General features: G+C 44.0%; 16 protein-coding genes and 1 pseudogene. 15 read left to right on the top strand and 2 right to left on the bottom strand.

Features of this window, described 5'->3' with window-relative positions:
* Window positions 1-20: 20 nt before the first annotated feature.
* The 11 genes and pseudogenes from OEY58_22180 (at window position 21) to OEY58_22130 (ending at window position 13,173) form a co-directional block, all read left to right on the top strand.
* Window positions 21-242, top strand: a pseudogene (locus tag OEY58_22180) (M48 family metallopeptidase).
* A gap of 92 nt (window positions 243-334) precedes the next feature.
* Entirely contained in the window at window positions 335-1,219 is an 885-nt protein-coding gene (locus tag OEY58_22175) for an Mrr restriction system protein (protein ID MDH5328163.1), read from the top strand.
* An 80-nt stretch (window positions 1,220-1,299) separates the two neighbouring features.
* Window positions 1,300-2,544: a hypothetical protein gene (locus OEY58_22170; protein MDH5328162.1), complete on the top strand. Its 1,245-nt coding sequence runs from the start codon at window positions 1,300-1,302 to the stop codon at window positions 2,542-2,544.
* 163 nt (window positions 2,545-2,707) lie between these two features.
* A complete protein-coding gene (locus tag OEY58_22165; GenBank protein MDH5328161.1) occupies window positions 2,708-3,277 on the top strand; it encodes a hypothetical protein in 570 nt (189 codons plus the stop codon).
* Window positions 3,267-4,142 carry a hypothetical protein gene (locus OEY58_22160; protein MDH5328160.1) on the top strand — a complete coding sequence of 292 codons (876 nt, stop codon included), beginning with the start codon at window positions 3,267-3,269 and terminating at the stop codon, window positions 4,140-4,142. Before OEY58_22165 ends, OEY58_22160 begins: the two co-directional genes overlap by 11 nt.
* 324 nt (window positions 4,143-4,466) lie before the next feature.
* Window positions 4,467-4,946 (top strand): hypothetical protein, encoded by a 480-nt coding sequence (locus tag OEY58_22155; protein ID MDH5328159.1) that lies wholly within the window; start codon window positions 4,467-4,469, stop codon window positions 4,944-4,946.
* 373 nt (window positions 4,947-5,319) lie between these two features.
* On the top strand, window positions 5,320-8,754 hold the full coding sequence (locus OEY58_22150) for a DUF4132 domain-containing protein (GenBank protein MDH5328158.1): 3,435 nt from the start codon (window positions 5,320-5,322) through the stop codon (window positions 8,752-8,754).
* Between the two features lie 904 nt (window positions 8,755-9,658).
* Window positions 9,659-10,309 (top strand): hypothetical protein, encoded by a 651-nt coding sequence (locus OEY58_22145; GenBank protein ID MDH5328157.1) that lies wholly within the window; start codon window positions 9,659-9,661, stop codon window positions 10,307-10,309.
* Window positions 10,306-11,148, top strand: a complete 843-nt coding sequence (locus OEY58_22140; GenBank protein MDH5328156.1) for a nucleotidyl transferase AbiEii/AbiGii toxin family protein — start codon at window positions 10,306-10,308, stop codon at window positions 11,146-11,148. Before OEY58_22145 ends, OEY58_22140 begins: the two co-directional genes overlap by 4 nt.
* Before the next feature lie 43 nt (window positions 11,149-11,191).
* A complete protein-coding gene (locus tag OEY58_22135) occupies window positions 11,192-11,713 on the top strand; it encodes a hypothetical protein (GenBank protein MDH5328155.1) in 522 nt (173 codons plus the stop codon).
* Between the two features lie 299 nt (window positions 11,714-12,012).
* Window positions 12,013-13,173 carry a Fic family protein gene (locus OEY58_22130; GenBank protein ID MDH5328154.1) on the top strand — a complete coding sequence of 387 codons (1,161 nt, stop codon included), beginning with the start codon at window positions 12,013-12,015 and terminating at the stop codon, window positions 13,171-13,173.
* An 89-nt stretch (window positions 13,174-13,262) separates the two neighbouring features.
* Here OEY58_22130 and OEY58_22125 read toward each other — a convergent pair whose 3' ends face one another.
* Window positions 13,263-13,937, bottom strand: coding sequence for a hypothetical protein (locus OEY58_22125; GenBank protein MDH5328153.1), 675 nt, complete (start codon window positions 13,935-13,937; stop codon window positions 13,263-13,265).
* A gap of 991 nt (window positions 13,938-14,928) precedes the next feature.
* Here OEY58_22125 and OEY58_22120 point away from each other — a divergent pair.
* The 4 genes from OEY58_22120 (at window position 14,929) to OEY58_22105 (ending at window position 18,776) form a co-directional block, all read left to right on the top strand.
* On the top strand, window positions 14,929-15,396 hold the full coding sequence (locus OEY58_22120) for a hypothetical protein (GenBank protein MDH5328152.1): 468 nt from the start codon (window positions 14,929-14,931) through the stop codon (window positions 15,394-15,396).
* Between the two features lie 63 nt (window positions 15,397-15,459).
* A complete protein-coding gene (locus tag OEY58_22115) occupies window positions 15,460-16,281 on the top strand; it encodes a hypothetical protein (protein MDH5328151.1) in 822 nt (273 codons plus the stop codon).
* A 152-nt stretch (window positions 16,282-16,433) separates the two neighbouring features.
* On the top strand, window positions 16,434-17,816 hold the full coding sequence (chrA, locus tag OEY58_22110) for a chromate efflux transporter (protein ID MDH5328150.1): 1,383 nt from the start codon (window positions 16,434-16,436) through the stop codon (window positions 17,814-17,816).
* A gap of 246 nt (window positions 17,817-18,062) precedes the next feature.
* Complete coding sequence (locus tag OEY58_22105) at window positions 18,063-18,776, top strand: DUF4272 domain-containing protein (protein ID MDH5328149.1); 714 nt, start codon at window positions 18,063-18,065, stop codon at window positions 18,774-18,776.
* 46 nt (window positions 18,777-18,822) lie between these two features.
* On the opposite strand, the gene OEY58_22100 is transcribed toward OEY58_22105, so the two are convergent.
* Window positions 18,823-19,695, bottom strand: a complete 873-nt coding sequence (locus tag OEY58_22100) for a 2OG-Fe(II) oxygenase (GenBank protein MDH5328148.1) — start codon at window positions 19,693-19,695, stop codon at window positions 18,823-18,825.
* Between the last annotated feature and the right edge of the window lie 524 nt (window positions 19,696-20,219).

Raw genomic sequence — 20,219 nt, 5'->3', positions numbered from 1 at the left:
ACAGTTGAAAATGGTTTGGAGTGCGGGTAAAAGCCTGGGGTATCAAGAAGATGAAGGCCAAATGGGGCAGTTGCAACATCAATGAGTCTCGTGTTTGGTTGAATTTAGAGCTAGCCAAGAAATCGCCTGAATGTTTGGAGTATATTGTGGTGCACGAGCTGGTACACCTGTATGAAAGAAGTCATAACGGTCGATTCAGTAAGTTGATGGACAAGTTTCTACCGCAGCGGCGGCAAAGCTAGGGTGTGTTGAAAAGTGAGCTATTGGCTCATGAGGATTGGGAATACTAGCGAGCGCGGATTCGATTTCGTGTAAAGAGCGGAAGGGGGAGAGTATGAGTAAGGGTATTACAAGAGAGCGCACCGGGTATTTGTTGCAACAACTTTTCAAAATACTATTGGAATACCCCGATGGTCTTCAAGCGAAGGATGCGTTGCAAGAGTTGCAAAACAGGGTTGAATTAACAGAGCACGAAGCTGGAGAGTACGAAGGAGGGGGCAGTCGCTTCGGAAAGATTGTACGTTTTGCTACTGTCGACGCTGCAAAAGCAGGGTGGATGCGAAAAGTCAAAGGGATATGGTCAATTAGCGAGGCCGGTGCAGAAGCCTTGAAAAATATTCCCAATTCAGAAGATTTTTATCGCGAGGCGTCCAGGTTATACAGAAAATGGAAAAAATCTCAAAGTGATGTTGAGAATGTAGAAGAATCAGCTGATAAAGAGTTGGAAGCCAAGATCACTTTTGAAGAAGCGGAAGAACAGGCCATAAACGAGATCAGTGCCTACTTGGTAGAGATTGATCCATATGATCTGCAAGATTTGGTGGCGGCTCTTCTAGAGGCGATGGGGTACCACGTATCATGGGTATCGCCACCAGGGAAAGATGGGGGTATTGATATATTGGCGTTTAATGATCCGTTGGGAACTGTACCGCCAAGGATTAAAGTGCAAGTAAAAAGACGCAAAGATAACATTCCAGTGGAAGAGATGAGGGCGTTTTTGGCTCTAATAAACAATGACGACGTAGGAATTTTTGTAACCACTGGAGGTTTTACAAAGGAAGCGGAAAATATCGCGCGATCCCAAGAGACCAGAAAAATTACGCTGATTGATAAACAAAGGCTTATCGACCTTTGGATTGAGTACAATGATAATCTTGAAAAGGACAAAAGGAATTTGTTGCCATTGAAACCAATATATTTTATCGCCCCCAATGACTAGCTATGAGAAACTGGGAAACGCTTCCTCTAGCTAGAGTAAATTGTGAGCAGGTAACGTGTTGGTGAAATTATAGGAGTGCTATGGTGGGTTCATCGTTTGTCGAAGACGCACTCAAATCTAACCGAAACTTTCACCGGTTAATCATATCGGTTAGCTTGGTGAGTATTATTTTCTCTCTATCATTGAACCTTCCCCAGAATTTGGTGGTAATAAAGGACAAAATTGACAAACTAAGACAAGTCAATTTGCTGAAGTATAAAGAGTTTGCGATTGACAGTGCCGTTGCCTATGCTGAGCCTAAGCTCAAGAGTCAGCACGATCAGTTGGAACAATTCTTTAAGAAACACCAATGGATGGTGTTCCATACGAATCATATTTCTGAAAAATTTCTTACCCCAGTACATGTTGGTCGTATCTTAGTAGAAGATACAGTGTTGGCTGGCATAAATAGCACAAACTTGACGAGTTTAAATGCTATTAGTTCTGCGTTACAAGTTGGAAAAAATGTGCAAGTTGTTATACCGAAGATAGAGAGTATATTGCCGGATTTGGAGCAGTTTTTTAATGAAAACGCAAAAGCAGGGACAAAGGTATCGTCCGTAAAGCTAGGTATAGATATGCTGCAAACAGCGGGGGAGTCATTTTTACCAGATGCACCGGTCGTACATCTATATTTCGAGTTGGTGAGAAAAGGGCCGTTTGAAGCAGCGCCAGTTTTTAATGCCCCAATTTCGTCGGTTATGGAAGAGGTGCCTGATACTTCATTTATAAACTGGCTTAAAAATCATTATTCCGAGAGCGAGCTGTTCAGTGTTAATAAAGATGGCGATATAGAGTGGCTTTCTGTTCTGCCAAATCCACCAGACGGACACAAACAGGAACCTATTGGGTTATTGCAAAAGAGAATTAAAGCGGAAATAGAAAAAGGAAGTCCGTCCAAGAGATCCGTAACTATTTTAGGTACATCTGTCCCTGGTGTCTTGGTTGTCTATGCTGCGCCGCTAATTCTAATGGTATTGCTCTACTATTTGTTGCAGCATTCCAAACACTTGTTGCGTTTGGTTGAGGGTAACCAATCAAGTTTTCGAGAGTTCCCTTGGTTACCTCTAGTTTTGGGAAAGTATTGGTGGCTTGAAATGGTTTTTAGTATTGTTGTGTTACCGTTGGCTGCTATTACTATTTTGGTTGTAAAGTTAAAGTCATTTGGGCAAGAGATGATATTTGAGACCGCTTTGTCTATTGTATGCGCAGCGATAGTCATGGTTTGCGCCATGTATATAATAAACAACATTCTACTGATTCGGTCAAAGTATGGGAATGAGTAGTATAAGAGGGAATGGGTAAACAAAAAATTCGGGTCAGAGAAAAGAGGTCGGGTATTAGACGAGTCGCATACCGGTAATATTACCAGTCTTACTAATAGACTCAGGGACAAATAACCTGGTAAATTTCGAGTTTATTTTGCGGTGACATTAGGGGAAGGTATTTATGGGGTTTTGGGACTTTTTCCAACCACCGGCTCCGATAATGCTGGGTAGGGAGCTTGGTCTAATAGTTAGCAGTGAAGATTTGTATGATGACGCAATCGGTGGATTTTCTGATAAAATTCAATTACTACCTAAATTATCGGGAGCTGGTAAAGTTGTTGTTGCGTTCATTTATCGGCCATTAAATTTCCCTGCGGGTAAATATATGGCGCAAATCGGTGATAAAGCATATTTCAAGAAAGGCAATGGTTTGGCTTTGCATGAAGAAGTGGTTGCTCTTTACAACAATAAGCTAATATTTAGAGGATTTCATGGGGGTATGGGGTTCGCACAAGATCCCAAGCTGGACAACTATTTTCTGGTGAAGGAATATAAATTGCACAAAAAGGTCATGGTCCTGAACGATACGGTTGATGCTCACGCGCTGTTGGAAAGTATGGGTAAAGATTCTCGATTTGACGACCCAAGCAAGTATGATTTCGTTCAACGAAATTGCCAGTTTTTTTCTCAGGCTGTGCGGGATATGATTATAAAACAAGGTGCTTTGAAATTTCGAGCTGATGTTAAATAGAACCATTCAATGCCTTTTGGCAATTATTCCAACTTTTGTTCTACCGTCCTGCGGCCAAATCGACAATAACCCATCGAGTATTGGTGGTGCTGTCATTTTTGAGAACCACCCAGGGATTCAAAAAATCCAATTGTCCAACTTGAAAATAGACACAGTGTACAAATTGGGTTCTTTTGAGCATATCTATGGTATGAGTTCCTATACTAAAACTAACATGATTGTTTCCTTAAGTGTCGGGCATGAATTTAAAGAATATGCTCTTTATGTTTTGGATATTGGTTCTTCGCGGAAAACCAAAATCGGCAATGGTCAATGGCCTCAAGTAATTTATACTGGCGATGGCGTAAATCTGGTATATGTAGATGCAACATCAGAAGGTTATAGTTTGGTATCCGCGAGACTGGAGAGTGGAAAAATTATAAAAACAAATTGGAAGCTACATTCTGGTCTAGAGCCGCAAAAACGTTGGACTATTGATGAGAAAACCATAGCCTTTAAAGGCGCAGAAGATGAGGTGTGGTTTGTGGATCTTGGGACAGGACAATATAAGGTGAAAACTATCACTGATTGTCACCCAGATGTGTGGTTGTCTAGAAGAAAACAGTTTGTTTGTCTGAACACAAACACCAAAGCTTGGGCGTTGACAGACATTGATTTAACAAGCAGCGCGCCCTTAGAGGGGATGAGTGCAGCAAGCCCAGCTTTTTATGAAGTATCTATCGATACATTATTTGTGCAGCCACATAGCTTTTCTCTAAAAAGAGGGGAAGTCTATGGCATGGGCGTTTACAATTTTAAGAAAAAAAGTGTTGATGAGATTGCAGATAAAATGATTAGTTTTAGTTCTTTTTGGGTAGAACATTAGTTTTGAGCTAATCTGGCTCCGGGGTTGCGCCAAAATACCGATAGTCGTTTCATTACAAGTAAGTTTTCTCCTTTGTTATCGTTTATTGTGTTCTTCCTCCGGCGAGCCAGAGAGCAATACTTTCTAGTATTCAGATTGGCTTATATTGGAAAGTATTGCTCTCTGGTACGTATTTCTAGTCCATACTCAGGTTTGTAATCCACGGTGGCAAGTTGCTCGTCAATGGTAGGATCGTAGGTGTAGAAAGAGTGTTGAACACGAAGGGAATGTAAAAGAAATATTGAAAGGGTTGTTAAAATTATTGGCACATGGAGCAAAACAAGGATGGTAGTGTCTTCTAATATTCCAACCATTTCCTGGGAAGAAAATTTTTCTTATGACGATGAGCGTCGTGTTGCAACTCTCATTTTGGAGGCGTTGCGCTCCGCAAGGGGGGAGCGTATTTCCGACGAGCCCATGTTATTCTTTTTCATACCTACACCATTAGCTTACGATAAAGCAGAACTGGAAATGGTAGAAGGGTATCACAAGGCTACAGGAGAGCAGTTGCGTCATATTGCTTTTCCCAGGGGTAAAGCCTATGTGGTCGCAAGCCCCGATCAGTTTCTGCAGTTGGTTCCCCTTACGTTCAAGCTGGGCCCTCCCGAGTTGACCTTCATCTTATCGCAGTGTGGTCTGGATTTGTCTTCTAGCGAACAGAGCTTGTCAGACCATATTGTTGATGCCCTTGCCAAGGACTCCTCTGCCGATGGATGTTATGCTGGCCTTCATTTCGATTCCGGTGATTTGGTGGAGTTGTTTTAGAAAAGCCAAGAAAGGAAGGGCGTTAATTTCAGCAATACGTGTTATGAAGACAAAGTGCCCTAACCAACTAATTTTATCCAACTTTAAGTAGCTGTCTGATAATTGCGGCAAGGTCTGATAGTTCATATATAGTGATCTATAGTACACTAAACGTGAACTACACATCGGTCAGTGATGTTGATTTACTGGTTGTTGGTGATGTTGGTTTTACAGAAGTGGTGAGTGTGCTTTATTCGGTGCGGGAAATGTTAGGGCGAAACATAGATCCTATAGGCCATAAAACGTTCTCTCCATTAAAAAACGCAGGATGCATTTAATTTGTCAACCAGGTGAGTAGAGAGCTAGCGCGAAAGTAGAAGGAAGCTATTTGCTCGTGATAGCTGAGATTTTCGGCAACTTTTTGCGTTACCTATTACGAGGGTTTGTGTTGACTGTTCAAACATTACATCTAAAAGTAGATTCGGAAGTTGATGAGGCTATTGCTCGCCGCGAAATGGAAGTAATAATTGACTTAATAGATAAGAAGTACAATTTTACCGGTAAGCAAATTCTTCAGTTACAAAACCAAAACGATCACAATCAACCAGAATTCACAAGCCTTGTGCAGGTAGCCGCAAGCATGTTTGCCAGTAGGGCGATCTGGGATCTGATCAATTTTTATGAAAAAAATGGCAATTTGGTATTTGATAAGAATTCTACTGATGCCTACCTTATCGATGGCTGTGTCTCTACCACACTTAACAACCAACTGAATAATATAAAACGTATTGCATCTCCTTTTGGTCAGGATCAACTGGACTGGATAAACGATAGAATCTTCGGTCTAACGGGGAATTATTTATCAGTATTTTTCAAACTGGTAGTACCTGGAATCCGGGCAGACGCATTAGACCTTCGAGTACATTTTTTCAAGGATTCCCTCGGGTCTAATCCAATAGAACAAAAAATATTCTTGGATCAAATGATTGAGTTGGCGCGAAACAATGATCGTGCATTCAATTGGTTTTTGCTCAATGATTTAGTGCTGTTAATTTACAAGCAACGAGGTTTGGATGCTTTGAGGCAATTCTTTGATACCGAACATTATCCTTGGATAGTCAGTTCGGCTAAATGTAATCATATGTACCCGTGGATAAGCTCTATTCATGGCTTTTTAGGCAATGTATTTGTTGATTTTTATAAACAGAAGGGTGCGTTAGTCGATATATCATTGCCTTCAGTTTTTGATGATTCCAGTTGGAGTATTATGTATGATTTTGTAGCGAGTTCTGCAGTTCGTTTGGATGATGTGCTGGTCATTATAAATTGCGGAAATTGTCCAGAGTCTGAGTCGGATTTGAAACATCTTCTGTCTCAAAGGCGTGACAAACTGCAGACTATTGCTTTTAAACGGCATCCAAAATTGTACAGTCATCCTGAATTGAAAATCTATCATTTTTGTGAGATTACGGATGTTAACGCACTGCTAGATATAGCCAGGAATGTAAAAGATGAAGAAACGAAACGTGGTGTAGTGCGTTGTCTTATTGTTGGCGATCTTGATTGGAGTTCTATAGTCCTGGAGCAACACCACGATATACTACTACAGTATCCCATTCCCAAATTAAGTGTAGAGCAGCTAACTCCACTCTGGAGTAAATTCCCTGGCCGGCGTGTAGGTGTTCTTAGTGCCCTCATGTGGAAATTGTTAGATGTGGGCGAAGCCTCGGTAGATGCCATCCTTATTCAGATTCAAGCTTATTATGACGAGGCAGGGGAAGACAATCCGGAACTTTTTCTAATGGCGGTACAAACTTTAAATGATAACCCTCATCCTCGATTGGCCTCAATGCTTTGGTCTTGGGGAGTATCGGAAATACGAGAAGAGTTACGGGTATATATTGCCATGAACCAAAATACTTATCTACGATATATACCTCCAACATATGGCTTCGAAACGTACCCGGTTCTCACATACCCTATACGACAGGATTTTGTCAAATTTTGCCAGCAAGTTATGCTGGACGAATTTGTTCTTACTATGGATATCGATAATCAGTACCTCTATTTTCTGCTGAATGATCAGATTGTAATGCAGAATAGAGAATGTTTGGTGTCATGCTTTAATAACTCTAGTCATTCGCAGAAACGATTTTACGAAGGCATTTTCAACTTGTCGCCGAATACGGTTGTGGAAAAAAATATGGTAATCAATTCTAATAGGGTAGTGACAGATCCGGTTTGGCGATTACTACTTACCTTTAAGGAACAAATAACACCCGAAAACACAAAAAAATTGAAAAGCATACTAGGTGATGGTGCGATTCCAAAACACGTAAGCCAAACGATGATCAAAACAGTGTTACAAGACATCGACCTCAAAAAACCAGAAGCCGTAAGTCCTCAAGGTATTCTGTTGGACGATATTATGGATGTATTAACTGAAAAATTCGATTTTGAGGCTATTGGTCTATCAAAAGAAAGCGTTTATGAGCTTTTGCAAGAATTCAGCGAAACGCCTATGGGGGTCATGTCTCATCGTGCAACCAGCATTGTTCGTGGGTTATGTGGTTTGTATGTCTATAATCTAGCGTGTTTTTTTGCCACTATTTGGATGAGTGACAGTAAGCTGCACAACAGCAATTGGCTTTTAACGTTGGCAATACTGACTCCGGGTTGTGAGGAGCTATTGGCTGGCGCAAGTAAGAAACGGGGGGAAAAATCAAATTTTCTTGTATGGGAATTGGGGAAATTGGGTTCAAAAAGTGCCCTGCAAAAATTAACCTATCTTTGGCTGGGTTCCGATTTTTTCGATGTTGGTGACATATTGGTCCACCTTGATAAGTATGCATATGAACAAAGTATGCAGTTGTACAGCCTAATTGATGAATTGGTTTTGGATACGAGTGGTCTGAGAGCCGTGTTTGCTGGCAATCTGGAAAGCAGCTACCAGGTACATTTAAACTCTGAATTGAAAATTCGCTTTTCACAGAAGAGTACCTCAAATTCTATAAACAAAATATCCGGACCCGAATCTGCAACACTACAATACGCGGTAAAAGAATTGAAGACGCGAGCTAAGCTATATTGCGAAAACGCAACAAAGTGGTTAAATAATAGAAGAGCAGAACAATACAAATGGCAGTATCCAGAATGGAAAAGTTTATTTTGCGCCGATGAATATAGGTTAACCTTACTTGAAGGTGTGGTTTGGTTGTGTAGTTCATTAAAGGAAAACCAGTTAGAGACCTTTGTCGTCAAACGAAACGGGGATATCGTAGATTCATCAGGAAAGGGATTTGTACCGCCCGAGGATTCGTTGGTTCAGGTGTGGGATCCCAGCCTAACTCCAGGTGATGTAAACCTATACTGGCGGAAATATTGTAGCGATAATAAGGTAAAAAGTATTTATTCACGCCAGCTAGTATTGCCGACAGTCTTGCCTGTTTTGAATGAAGATTTGTCTACTCACATAACGAACTACAAGGGGGTGAGGGTTGAGAAAAACGCCATGCTAAAAGTCATGAAAAAACATAGTTATGTGAAATGGATTTCACATAGCGGCGATATCCAGTCTCTTGCAAGTTTTTATCACACGCAAGACGTTCAAACAGTGATCAGGGTAAAGCAACAAGATAGACCGCATAAAAACAAAACGGTATTTTTGATAGTAGATGGGATCGATTGTATAAAATTTTACAAATATAAGTATCGAGAATACATAACGCCTGATCAGGGCGTGTGGTCCGACATTGTTGCTTTGTTTAACGATTTATTGCCATTACATGAACCGCTCGAAGATTCAAACATTTTTATGAAGTCGGCTTAGGTTAATAAGAGCAAAGAGCCCGATAGTTTCTCTTCCGACATGCGAAAGGTTCGGTGTGGCACTATAGGCAGTACTAGTGGCCATGTAAGGGGCTGTGTTTTGGCTCTGCTTGGCGGAATACGCAAAAGGCGCTATTCCGCCCTACGGTTCCTAATGATGTCGAATTTTTGGAGGATGTGCTGACACCGTTTCCACCGTTAGCCGAGGGGGTAAGTTCGCTTAGTGATTTCGGGTACAAGTTAGATTACCATCACGATGAGGGATTTAAAGGGTATGTGTTTAATAAAGGGAATGGGGTTAATTTGGAGGATTGTGGGATAACTAAAAAGATACTAACTAATAAAGCCATGGAGAATTTGCTTATTGGAAACATCGTTTGGCGCTAAAATAGGGCCAGAGCTAGGGTGGGGGGCAGGTTGGTTGTTTCATAATATTGATAGATTTTCCAGAGTCGGGGGAATGGTGACAAGCTATCCGGTTTTTGTAGAACTTGATCGTTCACTATATGTGAACTATTCGGAGGGGCGAGCTTACTGGGGATAAAATAGAACCGGGTCAGAGTGGATTTCAGTGTGATGAAAGCAGCGCTGTATTCACCACTAGTATTAAAAATAACTATTCTCTGGTTTCAAACGATCCAACCTAGCCCTTTCAGGGCTGAAATTATTTTGTGCGCCTAACCGGTGGCTGAAGCCACCGGCTGTATCACGGTCCCCCTTTCAGAGAACTGGTCCATGGTTCGTAGAATTGGATAATAGTTGTTCGAAGTTAAAATAAGAATGTTTCTTATTTTAGTTTTGGAACAAAAATATATTAGCCAAATATAACAATAAGTTAGTTATGCTATGTTTTAAAAAAATTGCAGAAACTTGCATATTATGGAAGTATCTGTAAATATTATTACATGACTCCACTCACTGAAATGATCATCACGACCGGCCAGGCCGACCGCATCTTATCTGCCTGTCAGATCGCTCGTTTGTTGGGTGGGGGGGATGCCCGGCGGTATGGTCAGGTGAATCGTGCACTTAAAGCCGGTGAATTGCTGAGGGCCCGACGGGGTTTGTATGTGCTAAATCCTGTTTTCCGAAAAACACCCATTCACCCTTTTACTTTGGCACAACAGATTGAGCCGGGTAGTTATGTGAGTGCTGAGTCTGCTTTGAGTTTTCACGGCTGGATTCCAGAAGCCGTTAATACTGTGTTGAGTATGACGCCAAGGGGTAAGTCGGTGAATTACGAGAATGATCGTTTGGGGCGATTTGAATTTCGTCGTATGACGGTTAATGGCGGTTATTTTTTGCAGGCGGTAATGCGGCATGAATTGCAGCAACAGGTCGCATTGATTGCCGAACCTTTAAGGGCTTTACTGGACTTGGTTTATTTATGTAAGTTTGAATGGCAAGGCTTGGATTTTTTGTACCAGGGATTGCGTGTTGATGAACAAAAACTCCAGTTAGTGAATGAGTTGGATATCACATGTCTACTGGATGTATACAAAGGAAAGCGTGAACTGGCGTTTATTCAAGGCTTGAAGCGGGAGCTGGCGTTGTGATCCAATTGATTCAACAGAGGTTAAGGGAATACAAAACGATTGGGCCAATTGAAGAGGAGAATGCGCTGAAGGAAATAGTGCAGGAGATCATCCTGTTTGCCTTATGGCGAGCGGAGTTTTTTGAAGTGGCTGCGTTTCAAGGTGGCACCAGTTTGCGTATCTTATACGGTTTACCACGATTTTCAGAAGACATTGATTTTGTTCTGCAACAGCCCGACTCTGATTTCTCTTGGCAACCTTATTTGGATAGTTTGACGGAAACCTGTATGGAGTTCGGTATAGAACCTGAAGCGCTGGATAGAAAGCAAATGGACAGGAACGTCAGGGCCGCGGTCATTAAGGATACTTCCATTGCTAACCAGTTAAACTTGAATTTCTTAGGTAGCCAATCCAGGCGCAAGTTGACTATTAAGTTGGAAGTCGATTGTAATCCGCCGGTAGGGTCAGGATTTGAATATAACTATCTTAGTTTCCCGGTTGACTACGAAGTCTGTCACCAGGATATGAGTAGTAACTTTGCATTAAAAATTCATGCGCTGTTATGTCGCCCGTACTTAAAAGGTCGAGATTGGTACGATTTTAATTGGTATGTGGCTAAGGGGGTTACTCCGAATATTGGTTTGCTCAATAATGCACTTATTCAATACGGCCCATGGAAGGGGAAAAATCTCAATATAGATAAAGCTTGGTTGACTGCGGAGTTGGAAGGGAAAATTGCTGAGATTAAGTGGGACAGAGCGGCTCAAGATGTTGAACGCTTTTTGAAACCGGTTGAGCAAAAAAGTTTGACCTTGTGGAGTGAAAGATTCTTTTTGAGTAAATTGCGGAAATTGGTGTGATGTGCGCGCAGAACCCGAAATTAAGTTGAGAGCTTGAAATAAAGTGATTATCCATTGCACGAAAAAACTCGCGGCTAAATTGAAAAATGTCAGTCCGGAAAAGCTTGAGGATAACAATCCACTGGGAGATTGGCATGCAAATCTGTATGTGATTGATCGTCGCCAATGTGTGATGTTTTGCCATGACAAAACTCGTTTTGTTCTGTTCAAGCCGGGTTGGAAAGAGAGTGATTTTGCCAATATGGATTTTTGGTTTAATGATTTGTTTGCCAATACCATGCTGAAGTTGGGTTACGAACCGGCGGTGATTGACAAAGCATTGTCATACGTAGATGAACTTAGTTTTGATACGGTCTGTGATCGTTCGGTACAAAGCTCATTACGCGTAGCAGAATCACAAGACCTTTATGGGTTTTTGATGCACGTGCCTAACGTAATGGACTTACCCATGTATTCCGTTTCCGCGCAATTGAACCAGCGGCCGGTGACTACGAAGGGGATGAAAAATAGAGAATGTTTATGGCCGCACAGAGCAATGTTGGAATTAATCGGTACACTTAGTTGATGGAAACTAAATTGGGCGCATGGTGACCTCCGTTCAGATCACAGAAATGCGGGTCAGAGAGCAATACTTTCTAATATTCAGGTTGGCTTATATTAGAAAGAATTACTTTCTGGTACGAATTTCGGCTGATCTCGGTTTTTGCTCAACGGAACTAGGAAATTATATAAAATATTGAATAATCTACAAGATAAGAGGTCATAACTGGCATGTGTCGCAAAGTTAAAATAAGCCGCTTCCTTATTATAATTTAACTGTTAAAATAAAATAACAGCTCAACTTTATAGGTTTCAAATTTAAGCATGAAAAGGGGAGTCACCGGCCAATACACACCTGCCATAGCGGGTGGCATTGCTTGCCAGGCTTTTGTGCCCAAATCACTGCCCCCACAACCCCCACTGGAAATGGATGGCAAACTTCAGGGCCGCATCAACCAGGCCATGCTCGCCTTGGGGCGTTTGGATGCCACCAGCAATCTGTTACCGGATGCGCATCTCTTCTTATACAGCTACGTTCGTAAAGAAGCGGTCATGTCCTCCCAAATCGAAGGCACCCAATCTTCCCTTAGCGATTTAATGCTCTATGAAATGGATGGCGTTCCCGGTGTACCCATGGATGACGTGCAAGAAGTCTCCTGCTATGTTAACGCGCTCAATTTAGGCATCACGCGCATTCGCCAACAACAACCGATCGCCTATCGTTTACTTACGGAATTGCATCAAGCACTCATGACCTCAGGCCGTGGCAGTAATCGCAGCCCCGGTGAGTTCCGCAAAACTCAGGTTTGGATCGGCGGCCACCGCCCCGACGAAGCCGCCTTTGTACCCACACCGGCCAACGAACTGAATAATTGTTGGGCCGAACTGGAACGTTTTATTAACAACGTGCCCGAGTCCACCGACCCACTTATCAAGGCCGCGCTGGCTCATGTGCAGTTTGAAACCATTCATCCCTTCATGGATGGCAACGGTCGCATCGGTCGCCTGTTGATCCCTTTAATCTTGGTGGAAGCAAAAGTTCTGCAAGAACCCTTGCTATACCTATCCGTGTTTTTTAAAAAACACCGTCCAACCTATTACGAGCTTTTGAATCAGGTGCGCCTTAGTGGAGATTGGGAAGCCTGGCTATTGTTCTTTGTGGATGCCGTGGTTGCAACGGCCAATCAAGCCGCCGATACTGCGCAACAACTCAGTGCCCTCAGACAACATGACAAAGCCCGTTTAAACGGCCTGGGTCGCCAACAAGGCTCGGCCAGCCAAATCATCGATGCCCTGTTTCAGCAGCCCATTGCCAGCATCAACAAGCTGATCGAACTTACCGGGCTCACAGCTGCCACGGTCGGCAAGGTGCTGGATACCCTGGAACATCAATACGGCATCGTTAAAGAAATCACCGGCCAAAAGCGCAACCGTGTGTTCGCGTATACTGCTTACATAGAAATATTAAATCAGGAATTGAAATAACAGAAAAAGGCATAGAGGCCAAGTCGCTTGCCTCATAATGGAAATGCGGGTCAGAGAGCAATACTTTCTAATATTCAGGTTGGCTTATATTAGAAAGAATTACTCTCTGGTACGAATTTCGTAATAATAATTTTAGTTTCATTATATATGTGCTGAACACGACCCCTCATTTCCATTCTCAACAAAAATAAGTAGAGTGATATACTCTTTTTTTCCGAATAATAAAAACTATGATTGGGATTTACAGATCTATCCAAAACGATTTGGACTCCATACTCTTCCTGTCTCTTTATTGCTTTATTTACATGTGAGATCGCAGCGGAAATACTGGTCTTATTATGCGGAACCGAGAGAACCGGTGTAGGAACTAAATTAAATGGCTGTACGATTATGTGATTTAGAGCCTCATCCATCCGTTCTAGATTCTTTAACTCGTTAGATAGTAACTCAGATCGAAGTCTAGCCCAAAGTGCATACAATATCGCTTCAGATGCCTCGTCAGCATTCATGTTTTCCCAACCAATATCCTTAAGCAATTCTTTGTTTGAACCGTGTAACCCAAACAAATTCCTCGTTCCCATACCAATACTGTAATGAAATTCAGAAAGCCCATATGAGGGTGTCTGTACTAATTTAAGTTTTTGCTCGTTGCTTAGCGTTGTGATTAAGTAATTTACGGCCTCGGTTACATTTTTAGGCATTTCGTCCGCCCCAAAAGCAACCGTTTGATAGAACAGCACCATTACAATAATACAAATCTTCAAGTTTGCTCAGACTCCAATCCGGTCCTATCTCCCCATATACGAGGAAATAGGGCCATTTAGTGCCACATATTTCATCGCTGGTTCACGCATCATAACTAGCCCGGCTTTCCGGATTGTTCCCTCAGACATACCAAGAGCTAACTGCTTTCACCCATTGATAGGCCTGTACGATGTGCGTGGGCATATAATAAGTATACGTTAAGAGTAATCTTTGCATGATGCACCACATTCTGGACACTCTACTTGCCTAAATAGACCATTACTACTGGACAGATTATTAACTCTGTTCCAAAACCAACGAGATCCGCACTTAGGGCATTGTATAAACATACAAGGTATTGATATGAAAAATAGTAAAAAAATACACTCTAAATAAAGATCTGTGAACGGCACAGATGATAGCAATTTCGCTATCATTACTAAATTTACCACGACCATACCCGCAATACCGACCCACAATTTCCAAAATTGGTTTGTACAGGACATTAGAGTTTGCTTTTTGTTATACATTTCTATACTTTATAGTACCATACTTATGGATATTCAATGACAAAATTGGCACTACCGATATTGGGATGAAGTAATTTCGTAATTTGTTGGCGCCTTATATAAGGACCAGAAATACGGGTCACAGAAATACGGGTCAGAGCAAAGTTTCCTCTAATATTAGCGTTTATTGTGCTCTGACCCCGGTTACGCCGGTTACGGGAAAAATTGAGAGGGGTCTACCCGTTCCCCGATAGGGAACTCTTGGTTTGGTGAAATTGAATTATGCTTGTGAGTAGGGTGGTTTAGGCGCGCGGCTTTACCTTTAATTCCATAGGTATAGTGACTCTAATTCTAGCATTTATCATGCTCGGACGCCGAATACGCAGGATGTCTGTCAACTCTTTGTAAGCCTTTAGTAAGTGCATTTTTGGTATGCTTTCAATGAATAACTCCGTTTATTGTTAAGTTGAGGCAAGATTGAATACTTGCGAAGGAGTTTGCTATGCGAACCTGTATATTGTTTGTATTAGTAATGGCGTTGACCTCTCCGGTCTGGTCTGCAGATAACGTGGCGTATTGCACTAAGCTGTTAAAAATCTCGGAAATAGAGTCTGCTTGCGACAAAAATAATTTAACAGTGAGTCATCCCAAGTATGTTGAACACTTTGCTTGCGCGTTGGCGTATGCTACAAAAGGGTCAGATGAATCCAAGTTGCAGTTAATGGAACCTTCGACGATATCTACATCGGCACAGGCTGTAAGTTCCTTTGAGATTCTAATGACGGGAAAGGAAATATCCGGGATCGGCGACCGGTCTGCTTTAGACAGCAGAAAAGATATTTTTGGCACGAGTGACTCTATTCATATTCAAGCGGGTAAACATTATTTGTATCTTGAATCCAATAGTTTTTGCTCGGTGGATGGTTTGAAGAAACTGGCCAGTATTGCGGTATCGCGATTACCTAAATAACGTTATTAACCTATTTTGTGTCCTTAGCGGTAGCTTTAGCCACTGATACAGGGGCGGCATATTATGTCTTTAGAAAAACACCCATTCAGTATTGTTATGTCACCGCTTTTTCTGGTGAGCCTGGCGCTACTTTTAGTGAACGATCATTTCTTAAAGGCGGCTTTTCCCGGCCTGGTAACCGGAAAGCTGTCTGATTTTACGGGTCTGTTTGTGGTCGGATGCCTGATGATGTCTTTTTCCGTTAGGAGGCAAGGGTTTTATCTGGCGCTGGCGGCCTGTTTGTTTGTATTTTGGAAATCTGTCTATTCTCAACCACTTATTGATGCCTGGAATCATATCGGCTTTTGGCAAGTACATCGGACTGTGGATTATTGGGATTTGTTGGCCATACCGATGTTGTATGTGGCCCGTGTGTACGACAGGCACTGTGCCTATATTGTACCGCGAAAGATACTGTTGATTCCGGTTTATGGTGTGTCCTTTCTGGCCGTTATGGCGACCTCTTACGTGAGGGACTGTCCTAATAACTTTGAGGAACATCGAGCCGTTTTTGTTAATCAAACAGCAGCGGACGTGGTCTTGTCCGTAAAAACTTTTTACACCAGTGAAGCCCCAATCAGCGTTGAACTTACCGCAGAGCTTGATCATGATATTCTTTTGGAGAGAAAAAACGCCAGTTACATCAACGGGCGCCAAGAAGATTGCGGCGACGAGACTTTTTATAGAAGGTTGAAATTCAGCCAGGCGGATGTGCAGGCTTACACCATTTGCGAAATTGACAATATCAATGGGGATATTCCCGATACAGCACCCTGGAGTTATGAGCTTAAATTGCCGGGAGAAGTATGCAGCGAAGGGAGTGTGTTGGCAGAAGCCTATGAATAGGGGCTTGCACACATGCTGGTTTGTGCGGGTCCACAATTCCGCTTAGAGAGCAATGCTTTGTCCAGTTGGCTTATACGGGAAACAAATAATTTTCGGAACGGTTTTTTGCACTAAACTGTAACGGTCTCCCTTGTTACTAGGATGAAAACCGTATGCCAACAGTTTCCCAAGTTTTACCCGCATCGGAACGGCCCGCCGCGGTAGGGTTTTGGCAGGCGTTCTTATATTGGTTAAAGCTGGGTTTTATCAGTTTCGGTGGGCCGGCCGGCCATATTAGTATGATGCATCATGAATTGGTGGAAAGGCGTCGCTGGATTTCCGAGGCGCGTTTTTTACACGCCTTAAATTACACCATGGTGTTGCCGGGGCCGGAAGCTCAGCAATTAGCAACATATATCGGCTGGTTAATGCATGGGATGTGGGGCGGTATTGTTGCCGGGACTCTGTTTGTGCTGCCTTCCATGTTTGTTCTGATCGCGTTGACCTGGATTTATCTTGCCTTCGGTAATACTCCGATTGTAGAAGGTGTTCTATACGGGGTAAAACCGGCGGTGATAGCCATCGTTGTGTTTGCCGCTTATCGCATTGGCTCCAAAGCCTTGGCCAATCACGTGTTGCGTGCCATCGCCTTGCTGGCATTTGTGGCTATTTTCGTTTTACAGGTTCCGTTTCCTTACATTGTATTGATGGCCGGAGTCATTGGCTATGTGGGTTCCCGTGTGGCGCCGGAATTGTTTAAGGTCGGGGGTGCCCACGGTGGCTCGGGTAATTCCTATGGTCCGGCAATTATTGATGATGATACCCCGATTCCGGATTATGCGCGATTCCGTTGGCTGCGGTTGGTGGGTATTTTAGTATGCGCAGTGTTGCTGTGGGGCGGGACAATGGCGGCGCTAACGTTAGCGTACGGTTGGCAAGGAACTCTTACGCAAATGGGGTGGTTTTTCACCAAGGCGGCGTTGGTGACTTTTGGCGGCGCTTATGCCGTTTTACCTTATGTGTACCAGGGTGGTGTGGAGCAATATGCGTGGTTAAGCGCAACGCAAATGATTGATGGGCTCGCTTTGGGCGAAACCACCCCCGGTCCGTTGATTATGGTTGTGGCGTTTGTGGGATTTGTCGGTGCTTGGGTGAAGGAGGTCTTCGGAGCGGAGGCTCTAGTCTTAGCCGGTGTGGCGGGTGCCGTGGTAGCCACGTTCTTTACTTTTTTGCCATCGTTCTTGTTTATATTGGCGGGTGGTCCCGCGGTGGAGGCCACCCGGCATGATATAAAGTTCACGGCGCCGTTAAGTGGTATTACAGCCGCGGTGGTGGGAGTGATTTTTAATCTCGCGGTGTTTTTTGCCTATCATGTGTTGTGGCCACAGGGATTCGCGGGCACATTCCAGTGGTGGTCCTTGTTGATAGGAATAGCGGCGTTTGTGGCGTTGTTTCGGTTTAAATTAAGCGTGGTCAATTTGATCCTTGCGTGCGCCGTTCTGGGCTTGGTCACGTCATTGCTACGCAGCCCCGTCAGGGCTGAAAATCTTTTTTAGGATACTTACCGGTGGCTGACGCCGGCGGCTGTACTACCGTTCCCATTCTGGGAACCTTTGACTTGAGGTTAGCGACAGATATCCTGCTTGCGTCGGGTTTGTAAACTCACGCGCGTTTACAGTAAAATCAAAAACTCTACCGCAGGGTGTAAAGGCGCAGAACAAACCACTTCGGGTGTCCTGAGTTTAATATCCGGTAACAAGGCCAAAACGGCTCTATAAGCAGCTAAAACCATCGGATTGTCCATGAATAATTTAAATTTGCCACCGCTCAAAATCGTACGGATCAGCTATTCCATACTTTTATTCCTGTTTTTCCTGTCAAACACCGCAAGCGCGGGGTCGCTGGACATAAATGAAGCCATGCAGAAACGGCAGAAGTTGGCTGCGGAGCAGAATATAAAAATAAGATCAGCCGATGAGGTGGCCAAAAGAGCCCTGGCGCTGATGGTGATGGTGTCCAGAGTGCATGAGGAAAACCCGCAAGACCTGATGGCTTGGGTGGAAAGAAACAAAGTGAACGAATACTTCACCGAGAAAGAAAAAGCCGTCTTCCATCAAAAAGAACTGATGCACCAGGAAAAGATCGAATTCAGTTGGAAATCTGAGGCGCTGGTATCCTTGTTCTGGGCGCTGAATATGATCGATCCGTATCCCAGCCTAAAAGATCAGGTTTATATCTTTAACTACAAAAAAGTGCTGGCCATTGTCGATGATCCGGCAAAATTTATCGCCGAAGCAAAATTGAGAAGTAAAAAAGAAATTGAAGCCAAGGAAACCGAACTCTATCAGCAGCACTGGCGTATAAGGGACGCTCATATCACCAACAAAACCATGCCTGCGGAATTGGACCCGGATATCGTATTTCAGCGCAATTACGGTCTAAGCTGGCTCGTCGGCTGGGGTGAGAGTTGGGAAAAAGTGCCGACCGATACGCTGGGAGAACTGCCTAAGGGGTGAAGGTAAAGGTTTAGGAAGATACGCTGCCGGTCCATACAAGATTGTTTCAAGCGCGGTCCTGTTCTGGCAGACACAGCCGCCAGGTCGGCACCAAACGCGTAAATTCTGCGCCCCCTTGTTGTTCTCTATGTAGTTCGCTACGCAGCTCTTCCCAACGTGCCAAGTCAAATGAATCCCGGTGCAGGCGCGCCACCCAATCTGCCAGACGTATTGCGGCCCATGCCTCTTTGTCGCTGTTGCGGTGGCTGCTTTGCCCCGCGCTGTATTGATAGCCGGCCATTACGGTTGCGTCGTCATAACCCCAACGCTGCAGCGCCACCGCTGTGGTGCCGGCCAGCAGCGTTGTGTCTTCCGGCAGGGTTTCTTCTGCCGCTGTCATGACGGGATGCAGTGTGGTCGATAACTCGGAGAAGTGGAGCTTGGTAAACAAGGTCTGCACGTGAGTTGCAAGTTCGGGGGTATTGGCGGCGTGCCAGAAATTGAAGACGACGGACAGGCGCGCCCGGCTCACCTGGGTGACGGCATGGTGTGAATCTTTGTGTAGCACAAAGCCAAAGGCCTCGTTGTAGCCTGGCGGCACCCGCATCACCGCTTCGCCGGAGGGCGATGCGAACAGTTCCAGCACGCCGCCGTGCGCGGGCTGCCAGTCCTTGTTGAGTTGTACGACTAAGCGCACGCTCTCATAGCCCAGCAAGGGCCGGTCGCTGTGTATGCCAATGAACTGTCCGGGCTGCATCTGTTGGGCAGTGACTACCACCCGATCTGTCAATGGTAACCCTGTGATTGTGCGCATTCTCCCGGTGACCTCCCGCAGAAATGCCGTTGCTAACTCTGGGGTTACATCGCGTAGCTCGCATCGGTAAAACGCGGCATCACGTTGCTGCCAATCCGCGCTGTGGTTAAACAATTGTTCCAGCATTGCGCACTGCTCCTGCGAGAATGCGCAAGCATCAAGAAAGTAGGGGAACGGATAAAGGTGGTGAGTGGTTTGGGAAAGCAATGAATGTGCTCCAAGGGAGTTATCCGGGATGGGTGTCCAGCGAGATACCGTTCGGGGCAGTATACGGAAAACCGGGGGTTTGAGCACAGGTTTCTCTATTCCGACATGCAAAAGGTTCGGTGTGGCACCATGGTTAGTGCTAGTGGTCATGTATGGGGCTGTGTTTTGACTCTGCTTGGTGGAATACGCAAAAAGACGCTATTCCACCCTACGGTTCCTATCCAATTTTTTAAATAGGTTTAGGGGATTAGAGCACGGTGGCGGGTCTCGCATTATCAGTGTAGGTTGGAATAGCGTCAGCGTATTCCGACGTGCGAAAGGTTCGGTGTGGCACCATGGTTAGTGCTAGTGGTCATGTATGGGGCTGTGTTTTGACTCTGCTTGGTGGAATACGCAAAAAGACGCTATTCCACCCTACGGTTCCTATCCAATTTTTTAAATAG

The sequence above is a fragment of the Gammaproteobacteria bacterium genome (assembly GCA_029882975.1).
Taxonomy (GTDB): Bacteria; Pseudomonadota; Gammaproteobacteria; order SZUA-152; family SZUA-152; genus JAJDNG01.
This window is presented reverse-complemented; position numbering and strand designations above follow the sequence as displayed.